The sequence below is a fragment of the Myxococcus sp. CA033 genome (assembly GCF_013336625.1).
In the GTDB taxonomy this organism is placed as follows: domain Bacteria; phylum Myxococcota; class Myxococcia; order Myxococcales; family Myxococcaceae; genus Myxococcus; species Myxococcus llanfairpwllgwyngyllgogerychwyrndrobwllllantysiliogogogochensis.
In genome coordinates this window covers 157,904-175,842 of sequence record NZ_JABUMU010000020.1, presented here as the reverse complement: position 1 = coordinate 175,842, position 17,939 = coordinate 157,904, and the positions used below count along the sequence as shown (strand labels likewise).

Sequence of the window (17,939 nt, the reverse complement as noted above, 5' to 3'; positions counted from 1 at the left end):
GTGAGCAATGACATGAGCACCCAGCCCAAGCCCCTCTCCGAAGTGGAGCACATCAAGGCGAACAGCCGCCTTCTGCGCGGAACGCTGGCGGAGAGCCTGGCGGACCCGGTGACGGGCGCCATCTCCACGCCGGACACCAGCCTCATCAAGTTCCACGGCAGCTACCAGCAGGACGACCGGGACCTCCGCGAGGAGCGTCGCCAGCAGAAGCTGGAGCCGGACTACAGCTTCATGCTGCGCACCCGGCTCCCCGGGGGCGTCTGCACCGCCGCGCAGTGGCTCGTCATGGACGGGCTGGCGCGAGAGCACGCCAACGGCACCCTGCGAATCACCACGCGGCAGGCCTTCCAACTGCACGGCATCCTCAAGGGCGACCTCAAGCCGACGATTGCGCGCATCAACGCCGCCCTCATCGACACGCTGGCCGCATGCGGCGACGTCAACCGCAACGTGCTGTGCAATCCCAACCCGGTGGACACCCGTGTGCATGAAGTGGTGTACGGCTGGGCGGTGCGCCTGTCCGAGCACCTGCTGCCCAAGACTCGCGCGTACTACGAGCTCTGGTTGGACGAGGAGAAGGTGGCCGGCGGCGAGGAGGAGCCCCTGTACGGCGCCACCTACCTGCCCCGGAAGTTCAAGGCCGCCGTCGCGGTGCCGCCCGAGAACGACGTGGACCTGTTCGCGCAGGACCTGGGCTACATCGCCATCATCGAGGACGGCGTCCTCCAGGGTTTCAACGTCGCGGTGGGCGGCGGCCTGGGCGCGACCCACGGTGACGCCAACACCTTTCCCCGGCTGGCGGATGTGCTGGGCTTCGTGCCTCCCGAACAGATGCTCGCGGTGGCCGAGGAGGTGCTGAAGATTCATCGTGACTACGGAGACCGGGGCAACCGCAAGCGCGCGCGCCTGAAGTACGTCCTGGAGGACCGGGGCGTCGCCTGGTTCACCGAGGAACTGGAGCGCCGCCTCGGCTTCAAGCTGGAGCCCACGCGGCCCTTCACCTTCGAGCACAACGGAGACCGCTTCGGCTGGAGGGAGGGCCACGACGGGCGCTGGCACCTGACGTTGCATCTGGACAGTGGCCGCGTGGCGGACCGGCCCGGCGCGCTCCACCTCACGGGGCTGCGCGAGATTGCCCAGGTGCATGCCGGCGACTTCCGGCTGACCCCCAATCAGAACCTCGTCATCGCGGGAGTGCCCCCGGAGTCCAAGGAGCACATCGACGCGCTCGTCCGGGCCCATGGACTGGAGAGCTTCCGGACCGCCAGTCCGCTGCGGCGCAACGCGCTCGCCTGCGTGGCCCTGCCCACGTGCGCCCTCGCCATGGCCGAGGCGGAGCGCTACCTGCCGACCTTCGTGGAGCGCGTGGAGGGCCGCCTTCAGGCACATGGCCTCCAGGACGCCAACATCCTGCTGCGCATCACCGGCTGCCCCAACGGCTGCGCGCGCCCCTACCTCGCGGAGATTGGCCTCGTGGGCAAGGCCCCCGGTCGCTACAACCTCCACCTGGGCGGGGATGCCCGGGGCCAGCGCCTCAACCGACTGGTCCGGGAGAACATCGACGAGGCGACCATCCTCTCAGTGCTGGAGCCACTGTTCGCGGCGTATGCGAGCGAGCGACAGCAGGGTGAGGGCTTCGGCGACTATCTGGTGCGGGCGGGGCACGTCCCCGCGCCTCCGTCCCGCACACCTCAAGCCGCCTGAGCGACGCGCTCACTCACGCGCCGAACCAGCCACGCTGGCGGGCCTCTTCCAGACGGCCCTCCAGGTACTCCCACAGGGCGGGGCACCCCGCCTGGATGGGGGGCGCGATGCGGGCCACCACCCTCGCGTGGCTGATGCCGTTCTCCCGCCAGCTCTGTCCCTCGTTGGAGAGGTTCAGCAACACCGGCATCGCACGGTCCACCGCGTTCGCGTACCGGGACTCGGGAGTCTCCGCCTGCTCGAACTCCTTCCAGAGCGCGAGGAATGCAGGGCCCTGGGGCGCGGGCAACAAACCGAAGATGCGCTCCACCGCGGCCAGCTCCGCCGCCTTGCGCTCCTTCCACCCGCCCTCCACGAACGCCAGCGTGTCGCCGGTGTCGATTTCGCCCACGTCATGCACCAGCAGCATCCGAACCACGCGGTCCTGGTCAATCCCAGGTGGAGCATGGTGGGACAGGGAGAGGGCCAGCATGGCCAATTGCCAGCTGTGCTCCGCGGAGTTCTCGTAGCGAGCAAGGCCCAACGGTTTGACCTTGCGCGTGACACCCTTGAGCTTGTCCAGCTCCAGGATGAAGCCGATGACCTGTTGCATTCCGTCGCCGTGAGCCATCCCTGGATTGTTCCCCACCCCCCAGGCCCGCTCAACTCCAGAAGCGCCACCCCGAGGAATCAGGGAATGACCTTCGCGCGGCGGAAGTCATCGAAGAGGCGCAGGAACATCGCCTCGGTGTCGACGAACTCGTGGAAGCCGAAGCGCCGCGCCTTGGTGCCGTCGGCGAACATGTCGTAGTCCCACGAGAAGACGAAGTCGCCGAAGCGCCAGGAGGACACGTCCTGGTAGGAGTGGCCCGCCAGCCCGTGCTTCTCCGTCATCGCCTTCCAGAGCGGCGCCTTGTCCGCCATGACGACGTCGAGCGACATCTGCAGCGGAGGCGCGACTTCCAGCCCGAAGTAGCGGGCAATCTTCGGCCACAGCTCGCTCCAGCGGAACAGGTCGCCGTTGTTGATGTTGAACGCCTGGTTCGCGCAGCGCGCATCCGTCGCCGCCCACACCGTCGCCTTCGCGAGCAGCCCCGCGTCGGTCATCTCCAGCAGCGAGTGATACGCACCGGGCTTGCCAGGGAAGCGCAGCGGCAGCCCCAGCTCCTTGGAGATGGACGCATAGACGGCAATCACCAGGGCCAGGTTCATCGGGTTTCCGAGCGCGACGCCGCCCACCACCGACGGACGCAGCGCGGTCCACGTCCACGCCTTGCCCTTCTGCCGCTGCTCCAGGAAGCGCTGCTGGTCCACGTTGAACTCGGGCGGCATGTGGTCCGGGTCTGTCTCCCGGGCCGGCGTCTTGAAGGGCCCCAGGTGCGCGCCGTAGACCTTGTAGCCCTGCATGAGACTGACGTGGCGCAGGCCCGCGGCCACCGGCTCGATGGCATCCACGACGTTGACGAGCATCGCCAGGTTGGGCGCGACGAGCTCCGCCCACGTCGGCCGCTCCTGGTACGCGGCGTAGAAGATGTGCGTCACATGGCCCAGGTTCGCCAGCTTCACGCGGCAGTCTTCCGCGTCGAGCAGGTCCACCTGCACGTGCCGCACGCGCTCGGAGGACGGGCCGCCTCGCCGGGACAGGCCGATGACCTCCCAGTCACCCAGCGACTCGAGGTGCTCGATGAGGTTGCGACCGATGACACCCTGCGCGCCCACCACGAGGGCGACCTTGTTGACCGTGCTCATGACACTCCTCCTTGCAGCATTCGTTCGTTGGGAGCGCCGAGGCGGCGCTCGCGGGACTCCAGGCGCAGCGCCAGGAGGACGATGAAGATGGCGGACACCGGCACCAGCGCCGACACCCACGTGACGGCGCCCAGGCCCGGGCCGCGGTCGATGATGACGCCACCGAACCAGGCACCCAGCGCGTTGCCCAGGTTGAAGGCTCCGATGTTGAGGCTCGACGCGAGGCTCTGACCGGCCCCTTCGGCCTTCTCCAGCACCCACATCTGAAGGGGCGGCACCGTGGCGAACGCGGCGGCGCCGAAGAGGCCGATGGCGATGACCGTGAGGACGCGGTCATGCAGGACGAACGTCATCCCGAACAGCACCAGCGCCAGCACCGCGAGGCTGCCGAGGATGGACGGCACCAGCCGCCGGTCCGCGAGCTTGCCGCCCACGAGGTTGCCCACCACCAGCCCACCGCCGAAGACGAGCAGGATGGGAGACACCGCCGTCGGTGAGAAGCCGCTGAGCCGCGTCAGGATGGGCGCGATGAAGGTGAACACGGTGAACACCCCGGCGAAGCCGAGCACCGTCGTCAACAGTCCCAGCAACACCGGCCGCCGTCCCAGGGCCCTCAAATCAGCGCGCCAGTCGTTCGCCTCTTGCGACGCCTCGTCACGCGGCACGAACAGCGCAATCACCGCCACGGCGAGCAGGCCAATCAGCGCCACGGCCCAGAACGTCGAGCGCCATCCGAGCGACTGCCCCAGCCACGTGCCCAGCGGCACACCGAGGATGTTCGCCACCGTCAGGCCGGTGAACATGATGGCGATGGCCGACGCGCGCTTGTCCACCGGCACCAGGCCCGTGGCCACCACGGAGCCTACGCCGAAGAACGTGCCGTGGGAGAGCGCGGTCAACACCCGCGCGGCCATCAGCGTGCCGTAGGTGGGCGCCAGCGCGCAGCCGATGTTGCCCAGCGTGAAGATGACCATCAACCCCAGCAGCACGTGCTTGCGGGACCAGCGCCCCGTCAACACGGTGAGCACCGGGGCGCCGGCCACGACGCCCAGTGCGTAGCCGGAGATGAGCAGGCCCGCCGTGGAGATGGAGACCCCCAGGTCCGTGCCCACCTCCAGTAACAAGCCCATGATGACGAACTCCGTGACGCCGATTCCAAAGGCGCCCGCGGTCAATGCGAACAAGGCCAGCGGCATGATTCGCGGCCCTCCCGTGAAGAAGTTGGATGGGGCCTTGTATGGACGGGGCGAATTCGCTGCGGTAGAGCGACGTGCGGAATAGGACTTGTGAGTTCGGCTCACCATGGCTCGCCTGGACGTCAATCGCTTCGGAGAGATGGAAGTCTTCGTGAAGGTGGTGGAGCTGGGAGGCTTCTCCGCCGCGGCGCGAGCCTTCCGGATGACCCCCTCCGCGGTGAGCAAGCTGGTGGCCCGGCTGGAGCAGCGGTTGGGGGCTCGGCTGGTCAATCGCTCCACGCGCGCGCTCCAGCTCACGCCGGAAGGCTGCGGCTTCTATGAACGCAGCGTGCGAATCCTGGGTGAACTCGACGAGGCGGAGCGCGGTGCCGCCGCGAGCGACGAGCCCAGTGGGCGACTGCGCATCAACACCAACCCGGCCTTCGGGCGCTGCATCCTCATCCCCCTGCTCCCCGGCTTCTTCGCCCGATATCCGTCGGTGACGGTGGACCTCACGCTGACGGACAAGCTCATCGACCTGCTCGATGACCGCACGGATGTGGCCATTCGCCACGGGCAGCTCAAGGACTCCCAGCTCACCGCGCGCAGGCTCGGTGAGACGCGGATGGTCATCGTCGGCTCGCCGGACTACCTGAAGCGCCAGGGCGTGCCGAAGACTCCGGGCGAGTTGGCGTCACACAACCGGCTGGGCTTCAGCTACGCGCGCGCCATCGAGGGCTGGCCCCTGACGGAGTCCTCCTCGCAGCTCTCGCTGTCCCCGGTCGGCAACATCCAGGCGAGCGACGGTGAAGCGCTGCGACAACTGGTGCTGGCCGGAGTGGGTCTGGCACGGCTGGCGCGCTTCCAGGTGAAGGACGACCTGGACGAAGGCCGCCTCGTGGCCGTGCTGGAGGAGTACAACCCCGGCGACACGGAGGTCATCCATGCCCTCTTCCTCAGCCAGGGCGGACACCTGCCCGCGCGCGTGCGCGCCTTCGTGGACCACCTCACCACGCACGTGCGCCTGCCCTGACGGGTGACGACGCGCTCAGCTTCGCGCCAGCGCCTCGGCGAGCCTGGGCAGCACGTCTCCAGCGCTCGCTTCCACGCGAAGGTCCGCCAGCTCCACGCCACGACACTCGCCCAGGTTGAGGATGGCGATGGGCACGTGGCGCTCCGCGGCGCGGACGAGAAAGCGATAGCCGGAGTAGATGGCGAGCGACGAGCCCACCACCAGCAGCGCGTCCCCTTCTTCCAGCAAGGCGAACGCCTCCGTCACCGTGGGCGCGGGCACGTTGTCGCCGAAGAACACCACGTCCGGCTTCAGCGTCCCGCCACAGCGCACGCAAGCGGGCACCTGGAAGGACTGGAGCGCCTCCGACGACAGCTCCGCGTCACCGTCCGGCCGAAGCTCCAGCACCTGGTGGGAGAAGTCCGGGTTGAGCGCCAGCAGTCGCGCCTGCAGGTCGACACGCGCCTCCTGCGCTCCACAGTCCAGACAGCGCACGCGAGCCAGCGCGCCGTGCAACTCGATGACGCGCGAGCTGCCCGCGGCGTGGTGCAACCGGTCCACGTTCTGGGTGATGAGGCCGGGGACATGTCCACCCTGCTCCAGCGCGGCCAGCGCCCGGTGAGCGGGGTTCGGGTGGGCGGAAGCGAAGCGGGGCCAGCCGAGCAGACTCCGGGCCCAGTAGCGGGCCCGCACCTCGGGGCGCTGGAGGAACTCCCGGTGCTGGATGGGATTGCGCGCCCGGGCCCGCGTGCCCGGCCCGCGATAGTCCGGGATGCCTGACTCGGTGCTGCAACCCGCGCCGGTGAGCACCACGGTGCGCCGTCCGCGCAGCAACGAAACCAAGGCGTCCACATCCTGGGCGGCCCCGGGAACGGGCGACGTCTGCGACAGAGGGGTCATGGCGGCCTAGGTATAATGGCCTCCCCGGCGGCTTGCCCAGACTCCCTGTCGGGCCCCCACCGCGACGCCCACCTCGCGGGCCAGGCCGGCGGTCGGGCCTCTGCTCGGCGCCCGTGTTAGAGTGGGCATCAGGGGCCAGTTCCGAGGAAGTACATGTACGCGTTGGTTCTTGTCCTGTTCTTCGCCTCCCAGGCTCCGGCCTCGGCGACCGAGCAGCCCCCTTTCCACGGCGCCCCCGGGCTTCAGGCCGCGTATGAGCAGGCTGACGCGGCCTTGCGGAACGACCAGCCGGAAGAGGCGTTGCGCAACTTCCACCGCTTGCTCGCGGATGCACCCAAGCATCCCGCGACGCACTGGCTCCACGGGCGGCTGCGCCTCAAGCGGGGCCATTTCGCCGAGGCCGAGACGGCGCTGAGTCAGGCCCTCGCGCGCGGCATCGACCCGAGGCATCGCGAGGAGGTCGAAGGTCAGCTCGACGCCGTCCGACGGCACCTGTCGGCCATGGAGGAAGCGCGCCTGGGGATGTCGTCGGAGCACGGCGTGAACGCTCACGACCCGGAGTCGCTCTTCGACGCGGGGATTCGCTCCCTTGAGGCGGGCGAGGTCGAGGGTGCGCTGGCCCATGCACGGCGACTGACGGCGCTCGCGCCCTGGAATGGCGAGGGACATGCGCTGCTCGCCGTGATTCTGGAGACCCGGGGAGACAACGAGGCCGCGCGGGAAGCGGCCCGGCGAGCCCGTGAACTGGGCGCCACCCAGGGACTGCTGCGGGTCGTCGAGGAGCGGTTCGAGGACCGGCGCAGGGGGTGGCTGCTGGTGGGGATTCCCCTCGGGATGGCGCTGTTCCTGGGGTTGGGGCTGCTGCTCTCCTGGCTCGCGGGCCGAGCGTTGTCCTCGGCGCAGTTGGGCCGGCTCCAGGCGAGCGACCTGCACCTGCTGCGCGAGGAACAGACCGCGAGCGAGCGACTGGTGGACCGGCTCTACATCGCGGTGCTCTGGTTCTCGTCCCTGCTGTTCTACGTCGCCGTGCCGATGATGGTGGTGCTGACCCTGGCCGTGTTCGGAGGACTGCTCCTCGCCATGGCCATGATGCCCGTCATCCCGGTGAAGCTCCTGTTCATCGGGGTGATTGCCTGCCTCGGTGGAATCATCGGCATCTTCCGGGGCCTGTTCTTCCGTGACACCCAGCCAGACGAAGGCCGCGCGCTGAAACGCGAGGAGGCCCCGCGCCTCTTCGCCGCGCTGGAGGAAGTGGCGGACGTCGCGAAGTCGCGCAAGGTGGACCGCGTCCTCATCGACGCGGGCACGGGAATCGGCGTGAGTGAGCGAGGAGGACGGCTGAGGGTGCTGCTGGGACGTGGTGAGCGAGTCCTCCAACTGGGGCTGGGCGTCGTGCGACTGCTCACGGTCTCCGAGCTCAAGTCCATCCTCGCGCACGAGTATGGCCACTTCTCCCATGGCGAGACGCGGCTGACTCCCATCATCGGTCGCATCCAGATCCAGATGGTCCGCATGCTCCACGCCATCCAGGCGGCGGGCTGGGCCTCCATCAATCCGGTGTGGTGGTTCCTGCGCACGTACTTCTTCGTCCACCTGCGCATCACCGCCGGGCACGGACGCCGCAGGGAGCTGCTCGCGGACCGGGTGTCCGCGCTCGCCTATGGCGGCGACACCTTCGCTCGCGCGCTGACGAAGGCGGTGGAGGGCAGTGACGCGTTCAAGCGCGGAATGAGCGTGACGGTGGGGCTGCGCGCCACGGGAAGGCCCACGAAGGACCTGTTCCACACCATCGACGTGGTGGCCCGGGACACGCCGCTCGAGTTCCAGGCGTTCATGCATGCGCAGCTCTTCGCGTGCCCCGTGGACGCGTACGACACCCACCCGCCTCCGTCCGAGCGCATCGAACGCGTGGCGGGCCTCCCTGGCCACCGCCCTGTCGAAGACACGTCCGCGCTGACGCTGTTCGCCGATGGCGAAGCGCTCACGGCCGAGCTGGGCGGCGAGCTGCTTTCGAACCTGGAGAACACGCTGGAGGGTCAGGGCCATGAGGCAGCCCCGCCCGTGGACGTGACGGACGAGGAGCGGGACCGCCTGGCCGCCGCCCTCGCCCTGCACCATGCGGCAGTCGTCCTGGGAGAACACCAGCACCCGGTCGCCTATCCCCTGCTTCAGGAGTCGGTGGGTCGACTCGAGCAGACCGCCGGTGAAAAACACCCGTATCTGGTGCCCCTGCTCACGGACCTGTCGAGGCTCCACGTCGAGCACCAGGCGCTCGACGCCGCGAGGCACGCGCTCCAGCGCGCCATCGACATCGTCCAGTCCCGGCCGGACCACGTGCGGCAAGAGGTGGATGCACTCAACGTGTTGCTGTCGGAGATTCCCCACGACACCAGAGCTGAGTCCCGCACCGCCTGAACCTCCGCAAGGAGCGAGCATCCGTGGTAGACGCCTTCCGCATGCCGAACTGGCAATGGAAGGCGTTCTCGGAGCTGACGTTGGACGAGCTGTATGACGTGCTCGCCCTGCGCCAGGAGGTGTTCATCGTGGAGCAGAAGTCGCTCTACCTGGACGTGGACGGGCTGGACCGGAGCGCCCTCCACCTCCTCGCCTTCGAGGACGCAGGCCCTCAGTCCTTCCTCGCAGCCTATCTGCGCATCCTCCCACCCGACGTGAAGTTCCCCGGCGCCTCCAGCCTGGGCCGCGTGGTGACGTCACCCAGGGCGCGAGGGCGTGGACTGGGACGAGAGCTGACGGCGCGAGGCATCACCCGGCTCGAAGCCCTCTACCCCGACGCGGACATCCGCATCTCCGCGCAGGACTACCTGCGGGCCTTCTACACAAGCCTCGGCTTCGTCGCCGAGGGTGACATCTACGACGAGGACGGCATCCCGCACATCGAGATGGTCCGCCGCCCCCGACGCTGAGCAACGCCTCGTTCACGCGCGACTGGAGCGCCTCACGCTACGTGTGACAGGCGCCGTGGTTTTCGCGCCCCCTGAAGCTCAAGGGGATGCCGTTGCTGGAGGCTCCGCGTCAGCGACCCGGAGGAGGTGTTCGGTGCCGTCCACTCGCACCGGGCACTCGAAGCCCGCCGGACGCCCGTCGGAGCCCGCGTCCGCCGCGAGACTCGGACCGGACAGAAGGGACAGCGCAAGCACCATCACTGAGCGGACCGTACGGCGAATCGAAGGGAGGGGCATGCGGTGACTCCCAATGTGTCGCTGAAATGTCCCAGACATACACCCCGGGTACAACCGCTCGCCAACCGCGGTCCCTCCACCGCGCGCTGACACGGGCGGACTACAGCTTGCGCAACCGCACGCGCTTCACCTTGTGGTCCGGTCCCTTGAGCAGGATGAGCCGGGCGCGCGAGCGAGTGGGCGCGATGTTCTGCGCCAGGTTGGGGCCATTGATGTCGCCCCACACGGACTCGGCCATCGTCACCGCCTCGTCCTTCGTCAGGTCGGAGAAGCGGCGGAAGTAGCTGCGCTCGTCGCGAAACGCCGTCTGCTGGAGCCGCAGGAAGCGGTCGACATACCAGCGGCGGATGTCCTGCTCGCTCGCATCCACGTAGATGGAGAAGTCGAAGAAGTCCGACAGGAAGGTGTGCGGCACCCGCTGTCCGGTGGCGCCGGACTGGAGCACGTTGAGCCCTTCCAGGATGAGGATGTCGGGCTGGCGGATGACCTTCGCCTCGTCGGGCACCACGTCGTAGACGAGGTGCGAGTAGACCGGCGCCGACACCTCTGGACGTCCCGCCTTCAGCTCCGCGAGCAGGCGCACCAGCGCGCGCCGGTCATAGCTCTCCGGAAAGCCCTTGCGCTTCATCAGCCCACGCTCGGTGAGGACGCGGTTGGGAAAGAGGAAGCCGTCCGTGGTGACCAACTCCACGCGAGGATGGTCCGGCCACCGGCCGAGCAGCGCCTGGAGGATGCGGGCCGTGGTGCTCTTGCCCACCGCCACGCTGCCGGCGATGGCGATGATGAACGGCACCTTGCTGGTGGAGCCCCCCAGGAACGCCTGCTGCTCCATCCACAGCCGCTGGGCCGCGGCCACCTGGAGATTGAGCAGCCGGGACAGGGGCAGGTAGACGTCGGAGACCTCCTCCAGGTCCAGGTGCTCACCCAGCCCCCGCAGACCGTCCAGGTCCTCCGTCGTGAGCGTCAGCGGCGTGGACGCGCGCAGCGCCCGCCAGGCTTCGCGCTCCAGCTCGACGAACATGGACACCGAGGGCGCAGCGGGTGCGGACATTGCGAGTCTCTCCTGCGGGTGCTGGATATCGCGCCTACCACAGCGGGGCGGGCCGCGCGCGGACTCAGGTGCCCGAGGCCGGGTCCCAGCCGTAGAAACGCTTCAGCTCTTCATACAAATCCGGCGTCTTCTCGCGCATCCGCGTGGGTCGCTCGAAGAAGTTCTCGGTGGCCACCGCGAAGAACTCCGCCTCGTTGACGGCGCCGTAGTCATCCAACACCTGGCGCTCCCGGGGGCGTCCCTCCTGGAGCCCATGGTAGTGCTCGCTCATCACCGAGGCCCAGGTCCGGTAGTGCGAATAGCTGCGCAGCTTCGGCGTCCCGTCGAAGGCCCCGTCCGCCCGGTCCAGGACGTGGGCGAACTCGTGCGTGGCGGTGTCGTGGCCGTCGTCCGGATTGCGCAGGCCCCCGAGAACCGCGGCCCAGGAGAGGATGACGGAGCCCCAGTTCTTGGCCTCGCCCAGCACCACACCGGTGCGGTCTGGCAGCAGGAAGGCATCGGGGTAGACGATGACTTCGCGCAGCCGGTCGTAATAGGCCAGGTCCAGGTGCACCACGAGCTGCACGGCGGTGGCGGACACGACGACGCGAATCTCGTCGGTGAGTTCCAGTCCCCCGGCCCCGATGAACTCCTTCTCCCAGGCGAAGACCTTCAGCTTGGCGAGGAAGTCGTCGCGCAGCGCGGGAGACAGCGTGGCGAAGAAGGGCACTCGCGCGTCGAGGTAGCCGAGCCAGTCGGTAGGAAAGGGCCGACGCATGAGACGTCGGCGCCGCAGCTGACGAAAAATACCGGTCATCGGGTCGGCGCCCCGGGGGTCCCAGGGCTTCCTGGGGTCAGGCATAGCAAATGTTTCGCGGAAGTTCCTTGCCCACAGTCCGTGGCCCCACGAGGCGCGGGGGGCGGTAGGGTGGGCCTCCATGGGTCCAGGCCGGCGGCCCCGAGCAGTCACGGGACGTGCGACGAGTCATGAGCAGACGTGTGGTGAAGTGGTGCGCGGCGCTGGGAATCGCCCTGTTGTCGGGGCGGGCGGACGCGCAGGGTCCGGGGCAGGTGGTGGACGAGGTGGCGGTGCGAGGCCCCGAGAAGACACTGCCGGAGACGGTGCGCTCCTTTTCGCGCATCGACACCGGCGACGAAATCACCTTCGAGGAGCTGGACAAGGTGGAGCGGCGGCTGGTCGCCACCGGCCTGTTCCAGGAGGTGAAGGTGAGCCTGGAGCCCACGGCCCCCAACCGTGTGCGCCTCATCCTGGAGGTGGAGGACAAGGCGTCCTGGGTGGTGGCGCCCACGTTCGCGCTGTCCTCGGACAACATCGGCGGCGGCCTGCTGTACGCGGAGAACAACCTCTGGGGCCGGGCCAAGAAGTTCGCGACGGCCGCGCAGGTGAGCACGGCGGAGAGCGGCATCTTCGCCGGCTACCTGGACCCGAACCTCTTTGGGTTGCCGCAGCTGCGGTTCAGCCTGGAGGGCCAGCTTCGCAGCGACCGCATGGACGAGTACCAGCCAGGAGCGGGCCAGGAGGACCCGGTCGTCGTTCGGCGCACGCGGCTCAACTCGGCGTCCATCTCGAGCGAGCTGGGGGTGATGCTCTTCGAGCGCGTGCGCGCCGCCGTGAAGTACCGGCTGATGAGCATCGACGCGAAGTCCCCGGACCCGGAGAAGGAGGTCACCACGCCCGCGTTCTCCATCGGACCCTCGCAGCGAGATACCTCCCTGCGCCTGATGGTGGGGATCGACACCCGGCAGAACCTCCACGCGGTGATGGAGGGCCTCAACCTGGAGGCCTCCTACGAGGTGTCCAACCCCGGCGTGTGGAGCGACTTCCGCTACCGGCGCTTCGGGTTGTTGTACCGCCATGGCCTGCGCCTGTTCGAAGAGCACAACCTGGTGCTGCGCGGTGAAGCCGCCGCGGGCGTGGACCTGCCCTTCCACCAGGAACTGGTGATGGGAGGCAACGGCCTGCGGGGCTTCGTCCACCGTCAGTTCCGAGGCGACACCCGGCTGTCCTTCACCGCCGAGTATCACTTCCCCCTCTTCACCATCCGCTCCCTGTCCTTCCGGGGCGTGGGCTTCTCCGACACGGGGCTGATGGCGTGGAGGGAGCTGCCCTCGGACGGCGAGCTGCGGGACGTGAATGGGCGAGTGGTGCGCGGCTACCTGCCCGACAGCCAGAGCGGACTGAAGGGCGCCACCCTGGCGCAGGGCCTGGGCGCGGGGTTGCGGCTCTATCTGCGCAACCTCGTGCTGCCCCTGGTGGGAGTGGACGCCGCCTACGGAGTCAACTCCGGGGAGTTCCGCTTCTATCTGGTGGCGGGGGTGAGTCCGACCTGAAGCAGACTGTCAGCCGGGCCGGCGGCGTGGCGTCAGGTGCGACGCGTCCGCTGGCCTCTCTCCGAAGCCTCAGATGTAGTCGGCGGAAGTCTCCCCTTCTCTTGTGAGTGCTCGCCATGTCCCAGGAACGCTTCACGACGAGCCGCGAGGTGTATCACCGCATCCGGTGGGACCCTCGCCTGGAGGCTCGCGAGTTCGTCATCGGCTACGACGCGCACGGCGAGGCCCTGGAGGAGATGCCCTTCGAGGCCTTCGTCCCAGACGGTGAGATTCCGTGGCACCGCGTCTGGTACTTCAAGCGTGGCCGCGAGGTGATGTGGGACCGCAAGGAACGCATCGACCGGCTGAGTCACACCGCGTCCCCTACCGAGGAGCCCGCGCCCGCACCGCGTCGCGCGAGCGCGGCTCCTGGCTTCACACCCCTCCCCTCCTATCGCTACGACACGCGCGCGGAGGAATGGAGGAAGGTGTCGCCCTCCCCGAACGAGGTGGCAGCGACACCGGACGTGCTCACCGTCGTCACGTTCAACGTCCTCTTCGACTTGTATGACGCGGAGAAGCTGGAGACCGAACGCAGGACTCCGGCGACGATGAACCTGTTGCGCGAGACGGATGCGGACGTCATCGCCCTCCAGGAAGTCACCACCTCCTTCCTGCAGGCCCTGCTCGATGAGCCGTGGGTGCGTGAGCACTACTGGGTGTCGGACGGCCCGGAGACGAACACGGTGGAGACCTATGGCCAGGTGCTCCTGTCGCGAGTGCCTTTCGCCTCGGTGTGGCAGCGCGTCTTCTCCCGGGACAAGCGCATCATCGCCGGCGAGCTGCGGGTGGCGGGCACTTCGCTGTGGGTGGCCACGCCGCACCTCACGAGCAACCGGGATGCGTCCGGCGCCGCCGCGCGAGGCATGCAGGTCCAGGCGCTCGTCGACTGGGCTCGCGAGCTGACGGCATCGGCAGAAGGCGGGGCACCGGACATCGTGCTGGCCGGTGACTTCAACTTCGGAGAGGGAGAGCAGGAGGCGGACACCTTCACACGGGCGGGCTTCGTGGATGCGTGGCCTACCTTGCGGCCCTCGGAGACCGGGGAGACCTACAACCCCCTGCTCAATCCGCTGGCCGCGCTCACCACCGTCTCCGGTCGACTCCAACGACCGGACCGCGTGCTGGTGAAGTCTCCATCGGGTCGACTCGTTCCGGAGGCCGTTGGCCTCTTCGGCGAGGCCCCGCTGGCCGGGCCTCCGACTCCTTTGGGAGACGCGCTCTTTGCCTCCGACCACTTCGGAGTCCGCTGTGTTCTGGCGCGTGAGGTTTCCTCGCGGCCCAGCACCTTCCCGGGAGCGGAGCGACGGGTCCATCACACGGCCGTGGTGCTCATTCCACCCGAGGCCGCGTGGCCGCCCATCCAGGCCTTGCGCAAGAAGCACGACGCGAAGTTCGAGCGGTGGATGCCACACGTCACGCTGCTCTACCCCTTCCTCCCGGAAGAGGACTTCGACACCGCCGAGGCGGTGCTCGCGGAGACGCTCCGAGACATCGAGCCCTTCGACGTGACGCTCTCCTCTTTCGCCCACTTCGAGCACCGAGCCAATGCGACGGCCTGGCTCCGGCCGGACACCCAGCCCGAAGACGCGCTGGCGGCCCTGCACGCGAAGCTTGTGGCGGCCGTGCCCGAGTGCGCGCCCCCAACCCACGGATTCACACCGCACCTCTCCGTGGGACAGCTCCCACGCACGGGGGACGTGGAACTCGAACGGACCCTTTCCTCGTGGGCGCGAGGCTGGCGTCCAGTGAGCTTCCGCGTGAGCGAGGTCTGCATCATCCGTCGCAAGGGCGATACCCCGTTCGAAGTCGTGCGGCGCATTCCCCTGGGAGCATCCGCCCCGTCCCGGCGACCAGGGCTCTCTGAGTCTCAGGCGGCGGCCGGGCAGGAAGACACCCCGCTGCGCGCGGTGCTCGCGACCCTGTGCGCCCAAGCGACCGATGCGTCACGTGCGTCCAGACTCCAGGCGGTGAAAGACCTGAAGGAACTCTGCGAACGCGTGGGCACCACGCTGCATCCCTATGGCTCATCGCTGCTCGGCACGGATGGACCGGACAGCGACGTGGACGCGGTGGCCATTGGCCCCGCCACCCTCTCTCGAGAGGACTTCGCGCATGCACTGCTTCGAGAGCTGGAGAAGCAGCCGCCCTCCGCATCGGGCTCCGCGCGATTCGTGGCCGATGCCGCCATTCCCCTGGTGAAGCTGTCATTGGGCGGCGTGAGCTTCGAGGTGTCCTACGCCAGCCGTCCCGAAGGCGTGGCTCCTTGCGAGCCCTCGACGCTGCTGTCGCTCCATGGAGAGGAGCTGGATGTTGCGGGACTCCGCTCCGTCCTGGGACTCGCGGACATGCAAGGCGTGCTGGAAACACTGGGCAAGGACGAAGGACAGCGCGAGCGCTTCCGGACCCTGCTTCGCGCGGTGAAGACGTGGGCCAAGGCCCGGGGCGTCTACTCGCATGCGCTCGGCTATCTCGGAGGGCTGTCGTGGACGGTGCTCGCGACGTGGGCCTTCACGAGGGCGGCGCCGGGCACGGTGAAGACCGACGCGGAGTTGCTCGCCCACTTCTTCGGGACCTTCGCCTCCTGGCCCTGGCCACAGCCCGTGGCCCTCACGCCGGAGCTGGCGCGCTATCGTCCGGATGGCAAGCGAGACCTGCTGCCCGTCATCGCCCCGGCCGCACCCGCGCGGAACACGGCGCGCAATGTGTCGCGCTCCACGTTCCGCGTCCTCCGCGATGAGTGGATGCGCGCTCGAGCGCTCGTGGCGGAGGCCCGCGCGGCGGGTACGACTCTCTCGTGGGAGGCGTTGTTCCAGCCTGTCGACACCGCCCAGGACCTGCCCACGCGGCTGCGCCTGTCCGTCGAAGCACGCTCCGCGGCGGACCACGAAGTCGCCGTGGGCTGGGTCCTCGGCCATCTCACGGCCCTGGTGTACCGGCTGGAAGGGGACCGGCGGCTCTCCGTACGCCCGCTCCAGGCCACACCCGCGAAGGGCTCTTTCGTCATCGGCCTGAGCACCCGGGATGCGCAAGATGCGGGCGCGCTGGCCTGGAAGCCGGGCAGCCCGCTGGTCGAGGCCGTGGAGTCCTTCCGCGCATCCTTCCTGGAGTGGGCGCACCGTCCCGAAGGCACCGTGCTCCAGGTGGAGTTTCTACGGGGAAACAACAGGGGCGGATTGGACTCACAGGCCTCGTAACGCGTTGCACCAGCCGCGACCTCATGTCACGAATTGGAAAGGCCAGACCTTTCCATGAGAGCAACGACCAGGCTCCGCGCCTCCTTTTCCAGGAGGCTGTATGAGCAAGCGTTGGAGTGGTGTGACGGCCACCGTGGTGGCCTCACTGGTCCTGTTGGCGTGCGGCGGAATCGCGACGGAAGCCGACGACTCGGACGTCGCAAAGCTCGAGCAGCAGTCCGCCGAGGCGGGCCTTGGCCACCAGTGCGGCGATGGCGAATGCGATGGGAACGAGCGCGTCACCTGTCCTTCGGACTGCCCGGCCTCTTGCGGCAATGGCATCTGTGAAGTGGGCGAGAATCAATCGACGTGTCCCACCGACTGTGGATATTCGCCGTACTGTGGCGATGGTGTCTGCGGCGCGGGCGAGAACTGCCCGGTAGACTGCGGCCCCGTGTGTCTCACGCCCAAGGCAATCACCCCTCCGCCCCAGGATGAAAACTTCATCCATGTGTGCGGCGACGGCTATTGCGAAGTGAATGAGTACAGCAACTGCCCCAGGGACTGCTGCTCCTAGCGCGGACCAGTCGGAGCACCCGCCCGGCACCTTCCCCGCCACGTCCTGCGAACAACTCCCGGAGTGAGTTAGACTTCACATCAGGTCATCTTCTCCGGGGGGTCCTGTCTTGGCGGAAACCTATCGTGTCGCGAAGCTTCCCATCCGACTTCGCGGCTTCGTGGAGCCGGACACGAACGCGCAGTTCGAGGGCTACGTCGAGCCAGGCACCTACTTCGTCCTGGACGAGCGCCTCGGTTTTCCGACGCCCGACACGGACTACGTGCGCCTGGAAGTCCCGACGTTGGGCGCGCTGGACACCTGGATTTGCGTGCGTTGGCGGACCCAGCGCTACGCGACCGTCGTCCAGCAGGAGAAGCCGCCTCCGGCCGTAAGGCTGCCTTTCGACGACGAGCCACTGGCCGTGGCCGAGGACCGGCTCGTCGCGCTCCTCGGCGGGCTGCGCGACTACCGCTACGACCCGGACAAGGCCTACTACCCGTGGACGCTGCCAGGCATTCGCGTCCCCCTGGGGCCTCCCCGGTTCAACAACTGCTGCACCTTCGTGGAGGCCCTCACCGTGAAGGCCTTCGCCGATGCGCACGGCGCGGCCTTCGCCTGGGACTCCCGCCGTCACCGACAGATGATGATTGCCTCCACGGAGGATAACTTTTCCCCCGTCACCTCCGCCGTCGAGAGCGGCATGGCCATCCCCCCTCCGTCTGCGGACGTGCCACCCCACCCGTGGACACTCATCCAGGGCTGGCGAAACCAGTGGCGCTCCGGCCACACGCTCCTCGTCGTGGACCACCACCCCGCGACGGACAAGGTCCTGGTCCTCGAGTCCAACTGCGCCTTCGGGCTCGACGGCGTCGGCTACCGGGGCATCGGCAACCTGCGGGACAAGGGCATCCAGCCGCCCGCGGCGTGGTGGAAGCTGCCGGACGTGTGGACGTGGCGCCAGCTCTGCTCGACCTACCTGTTCAGGCAACAGGCCTGGCTCAAGGTCAAGAACCGCTCCCTGTCGCGGCTGTCACCCACGGACCCCTGAGGCCCACGGCGCGGTG

General features: G+C 68.4%; 14 protein-coding genes. 8 read left to right on the top strand and 6 right to left on the bottom strand.

From position 1 onward, the window contains the following. Positions 1-12 precede the first annotated feature (12 nt). Positions 13-1,704: an assimilatory sulfite reductase (NADPH) hemoprotein subunit gene (gene cysI, locus HUA78_RS33980; protein ID WP_174458401.1), complete on the top strand. Its 1,692-nt coding sequence runs from the start codon at positions 13-15 to the stop codon at positions 1,702-1,704. Between the two features lie 13 nt (positions 1,705-1,717). Here the strand turns inward: cysI and HUA78_RS33975 are convergent, their stop codons facing one another. The 3 genes from HUA78_RS33975 to HUA78_RS33965 are packed head-to-tail and all read right to left on the bottom strand — an operon-like array spanning position 1,718 to position 4,628. Continuing rightward, positions 1,718-2,314 (bottom strand): HD family hydrolase, encoded by a 597-nt coding sequence (locus HUA78_RS33975; protein WP_217442687.1) that lies wholly within the window; start codon positions 2,312-2,314, stop codon positions 1,718-1,720. Between the two features lie 59 nt (positions 2,315-2,373). Next, positions 2,374-3,432: an SDR family oxidoreductase gene (locus HUA78_RS33970; protein WP_141644621.1), complete on the bottom strand. Its 1,059-nt coding sequence runs from the start codon at positions 3,430-3,432 to the stop codon at positions 2,374-2,376. Beyond that, positions 3,429-4,628, bottom strand: coding sequence for an MFS transporter (locus tag HUA78_RS33965; RefSeq protein WP_174458402.1), 1,200 nt, complete (start codon positions 4,626-4,628; stop codon positions 3,429-3,431). Before HUA78_RS33965 ends, HUA78_RS33970 begins: the two co-directional genes overlap by 4 nt. A 106-nt stretch (positions 4,629-4,734) precedes the next feature. Between HUA78_RS33965 and HUA78_RS33960 the strand changes: the two genes are divergently transcribed. Next, a complete protein-coding gene (locus tag HUA78_RS33960; protein WP_174461723.1) occupies positions 4,735-5,640 on the top strand; it encodes a LysR family transcriptional regulator in 906 nt (301 codons plus the stop codon). A gap of 15 nt (positions 5,641-5,655) precedes the next feature. On the opposite strand, the gene HUA78_RS33955 is transcribed toward HUA78_RS33960, so the two are convergent. Then, on the bottom strand, positions 5,656-6,519 hold the full coding sequence (locus HUA78_RS33955; protein ID WP_141644618.1) for an NAD-dependent protein deacetylase: 864 nt from the start codon (positions 6,517-6,519) through the stop codon (positions 5,656-5,658). Positions 6,520-6,672: 153 nt separating this feature from the next. Here HUA78_RS33955 and HUA78_RS33950 point away from each other — a divergent pair, with 153 nt between their 5' ends. Then, positions 6,673-8,934, top strand: coding sequence for a tetratricopeptide repeat protein (locus tag HUA78_RS33950; protein WP_174478057.1), 2,262 nt, complete (start codon positions 6,673-6,675; stop codon positions 8,932-8,934). A gap of 41 nt (positions 8,935-8,975) precedes the next feature. Beyond that, positions 8,976-9,443 carry a GNAT family N-acetyltransferase gene (locus tag HUA78_RS33945; RefSeq protein WP_174478065.1) on the top strand — a complete coding sequence of 156 codons (468 nt, stop codon included), beginning with the start codon at positions 8,976-8,978 and terminating at the stop codon, positions 9,441-9,443. Between the two features lie 376 nt (positions 9,444-9,819). Here the strand turns inward: HUA78_RS33945 and coaA are convergent, their stop codons facing one another. Further along, on the bottom strand, positions 9,820-10,770 hold the full coding sequence (coaA, locus tag HUA78_RS33940; RefSeq protein WP_141644616.1) for a type I pantothenate kinase: 951 nt from the start codon (positions 10,768-10,770) through the stop codon (positions 9,820-9,822). A gap of 64 nt (positions 10,771-10,834) precedes the next feature. After that, positions 10,835-11,566 carry a M90 family metallopeptidase gene (locus tag HUA78_RS33935; RefSeq protein ID WP_174478056.1) on the bottom strand — a complete coding sequence of 244 codons (732 nt, stop codon included), beginning with the start codon at positions 11,564-11,566 and terminating at the stop codon, positions 10,835-10,837. A 170-nt stretch (positions 11,567-11,736) separates the two neighbouring features. Here HUA78_RS33935 and HUA78_RS33930 point away from each other — a divergent pair, with 170 nt between their 5' ends. The 4 genes from HUA78_RS33930 to HUA78_RS33915 all read left to right on the top strand — a co-directional run bounded on the left by HUA78_RS33930 (position 11,737) and on the right by HUA78_RS33915 (position 17,923). Continuing rightward, positions 11,737-13,101 carry a BamA/TamA family outer membrane protein gene (locus HUA78_RS33930; RefSeq protein WP_174478055.1) on the top strand — a complete coding sequence of 455 codons (1,365 nt, stop codon included), beginning with the start codon at positions 11,737-11,739 and terminating at the stop codon, positions 13,099-13,101. Between the two features lie 116 nt (positions 13,102-13,217). Then, a complete protein-coding gene (locus HUA78_RS33925; RefSeq protein ID WP_174478054.1) occupies positions 13,218-16,337 on the top strand; it encodes a poly(A) polymerase in 3,120 nt (1,039 codons plus the stop codon). A gap of 100 nt (positions 16,338-16,437) precedes the next feature. Next, positions 16,438-16,893 (top strand): hypothetical protein, encoded by a 456-nt coding sequence (locus tag HUA78_RS33920; protein ID WP_174478053.1) that lies wholly within the window; start codon positions 16,438-16,440, stop codon positions 16,891-16,893. A gap of 109 nt (positions 16,894-17,002) precedes the next feature. After that, entirely contained in the window at positions 17,003-17,923 is a 921-nt protein-coding gene (locus HUA78_RS33915) for a hypothetical protein (protein WP_174478052.1), read from the top strand. The last annotated feature ends 16 nt before the right edge of the window (positions 17,924-17,939 follow it).

Bases quoted from the DNA above. Each gene is read 5' to 3' on its own strand.
- cysI (WP_174458401.1), top strand. From the start codon at position 13: ATGAGCACCCAGCCCAAGCCCCTCTCCGAAGTGGAGCACATCAAGGCG.
- HUA78_RS33975 (WP_217442687.1), bottom strand. From the start codon at position 2,314: ATGGCTCACGGCGACGGAATGCAACAGGTCATCGGCTTCATCCTGGAG.
- HUA78_RS33970 (WP_141644621.1), bottom strand. From the start codon at position 3,432: ATGAGCACGGTCAACAAGGTCGCCCTCGTGGTGGGCGCGCAGGGTGTC.
- HUA78_RS33965 (WP_174458402.1), bottom strand. From the start codon at position 4,628: ATGCCGCTGGCCTTGTTCGCATTGACCGCGGGCGCCTTTGGAATCGGC.
- HUA78_RS33960 (WP_174461723.1), top strand. From the start codon at position 4,735: ATGGCTCGCCTGGACGTCAATCGCTTCGGAGAGATGGAAGTCTTCGTG.
- HUA78_RS33955 (WP_141644618.1), bottom strand. From the start codon at position 6,519: ATGACCCCTCTGTCGCAGACGTCGCCCGTTCCCGGGGCCGCCCAGGAT.
- HUA78_RS33950 (WP_174478057.1), top strand. From the start codon at position 6,673: ATGTACGCGTTGGTTCTTGTCCTGTTCTTCGCCTCCCAGGCTCCGGCC.
- HUA78_RS33945 (WP_174478065.1), top strand. From the start codon at position 8,976: ATGCCGAACTGGCAATGGAAGGCGTTCTCGGAGCTGACGTTGGACGAG.
- coaA (WP_141644616.1), bottom strand. From the start codon at position 10,770: ATGTCCGCACCCGCTGCGCCCTCGGTGTCCATGTTCGTCGAGCTGGAG.
- HUA78_RS33935 (WP_174478056.1), bottom strand. From the start codon at position 11,566: ATGACCGGTATTTTTCGTCAGCTGCGGCGCCGACGTCTCATGCGTCGG.
- HUA78_RS33930 (WP_174478055.1), top strand. From the start codon at position 11,737: ATGAGCAGACGTGTGGTGAAGTGGTGCGCGGCGCTGGGAATCGCCCTG.
- HUA78_RS33925 (WP_174478054.1), top strand. From the start codon at position 13,218: ATGTCCCAGGAACGCTTCACGACGAGCCGCGAGGTGTATCACCGCATC.
- HUA78_RS33920 (WP_174478053.1), top strand. From the start codon at position 16,438: ATGAGCAAGCGTTGGAGTGGTGTGACGGCCACCGTGGTGGCCTCACTG.